Source organism: Synergistaceae bacterium (assembly GCA_012728235.1).
Classification (GTDB): Bacteria; Synergistota; Synergistia; order Synergistales; family Synergistaceae; genus JAAYFL01.
On sequence record JAAYFL010000007.1, the window covers coordinates 1 to 1,745 of the forward strand.

Here is a 1,745-nt window from a genome sequence, read left to right on the forward strand (position 1 = left end):
GTCTATTCCTCACCGGAGGCACGTTTTGCCGGGGCGCTGGGAGCCGCTATACTGGCCAGTGAAATTTAACTTAGGTGCCAGATAACTTAGGTGCCAGGCACCTAAGTTATCTAGCGAAATCTAACTTAGGTGCCAGGCACCTAAGTTACCATACTGGGACCACCTCGCTTCTTCGAGAGTCCCTCAATACCATTCTGGCGGTACTGCATCTTCCAGATAGCTATGTGACTTGGGTTTTTCATTCCTAACTCATTGGCTATCTCTACGTAGGACTTCTCGCTGCTTTCATGCATTTTTAATGCTTGCAGCTTAAATTATTTCTGTGTTTTCTTCTTTCCTGTGACATAAACAAACCCCCAAATGTTAGATTTTTTGGTTCAACTTTTGGGGGTCACTCTAGCACCGCTAAACAATCGCTCGCCAGCGCATTGGTAATACTTGGGTTACCTTCTCAGCCCTTCCCTGCATTGACATTCTCGGTTTTTTGCTCTAACGTTTGCTCAAACAAATTATTAAGGTTAAAAGTGGGCACGATAATTGGAGTGCTGCCGTCCACTGCAGAAACAAAGGACAATATACTCCTTGCATACGGCAACAAAATTGAAGCTCCTATCACATGCAAAGCATTCGAATCTCCATATCCTTTTTCTTCATAACTATCTTTTATCTCAAAAGTACCTGCAAGTACAATATTACCTTGAGCAGCTCCTTCAAGGTTTAAACTCAATACAATTCGTCGCAATTGTTGATTATTCTCATTCACTTGTTCTTCTATTCCAAGAGAAAAATTTATTTCCTTTTCTGCAGTGTCTTTTTTTTCATAAGCAATGCTTAGTAACTGATACTCCAAAAAATTAGCTACTGACTCTTCCATTACTTTTCCTCTTAGCTCGCATTAGGAACCGTCTGTAAGATTCCTGTATTAGTCTTTTCAGATTTTGTCTTCCAACCATGATTCGCAAGGCTCCTACGTGCTTCCTGCTCATAAGGCATCTGAACGTTAACATTAATTGTTTTTTATCCTTGCTTTTTGCCAAGCTCTGCAGAAAGAAACTGAGAACACAACGAGTTTAGGGATATTCCCTCACTCTCGGCGCAAAGTACGAGGTCACGATGCATAGTCCTGGATACCCTAAGCAGAATTTTCCCATTGTAGTCTTTACTATATATATCAGTAGTGCCAGGATATTTCTGATGATCTTCAAAATAAACTTCAAGCCAAGCAATCTTTGCCTCTTCTCCATCACTCAAAGCTTCTTGCGGTGTTGAACCAATACCAGTGCACCCCGGCAAATCAGGATATTCACAAATCCAGTCCACACTTCCGTCCTGATTTATGAACGGGAATAGCCTGGATGGATAATCATTTTTCATTTTAGCCTTCCTCCTTTTTTTCATCGATGATTGCTAATACTTTCCGCATATCATATTCGCAAACACCTTTACGGTTACCGTGAGGGCAGACAATTGTTACGGAACGCCGCTCGTTATGCACAACAGTTTGATAAACACGATGTGAACCTGATTTTTTGTCTCGACGTTCGAAGCCGTTTGTTATTAAAAAGCTTTCGAACTCTGCCATGGAGATATCATTCGCAAAAATCCTGACTCTCTCCTCTAGCTTCTCACGCTTTGTCACTTCTCATTACTCCTCAATGTTCCTTAATGCTATCATATGTGATAGCATTTTTGTTAACTGCCTCAAAAATGTAAATAACGAAACAAAAATGAAAGTAACAGTCAGA

4 protein-coding genes are annotated in these 1,745 nt (G+C 40.9%); all 4 read right to left on the reverse strand.

All coding sequences use genetic code 11. The annotated features are described in order from the left end of the window. Positions 1-140: 140 nt before the first annotated feature. The 4 genes from GXZ13_00325 to GXZ13_00340 all read right to left on the reverse strand — a co-directional run bounded on the left by GXZ13_00325 (position 141) and on the right by GXZ13_00340 (position 1,639). On the reverse strand, positions 141-293 hold the full coding sequence (locus GXZ13_00325) for a helix-turn-helix domain-containing protein (GenBank protein NLX74292.1): 153 nt from the start codon (positions 291-293) through the stop codon (positions 141-143). Between the two features lie 158 nt (positions 294-451). Then, complete coding sequence (locus GXZ13_00330; protein ID NLX74293.1) at positions 452-874, reverse strand: hypothetical protein; 423 nt, start codon at positions 872-874, stop codon at positions 452-454. Between the two features lie 143 nt (positions 875-1,017). Beyond that, positions 1,018-1,374 carry a type II toxin-antitoxin system HicB family antitoxin gene (locus tag GXZ13_00335; GenBank protein ID NLX74294.1) on the reverse strand — a complete coding sequence of 119 codons (357 nt, stop codon included), beginning with the start codon at positions 1,372-1,374 and terminating at the stop codon, positions 1,018-1,020. Between the two features lies 1 nt (position 1,375). Further along, a complete protein-coding gene (locus GXZ13_00340; GenBank protein NLX74295.1) occupies positions 1,376-1,639 on the reverse strand; it encodes a hypothetical protein in 264 nt (87 codons plus the stop codon). Positions 1,640-1,745 lie beyond the last annotated feature (106 nt).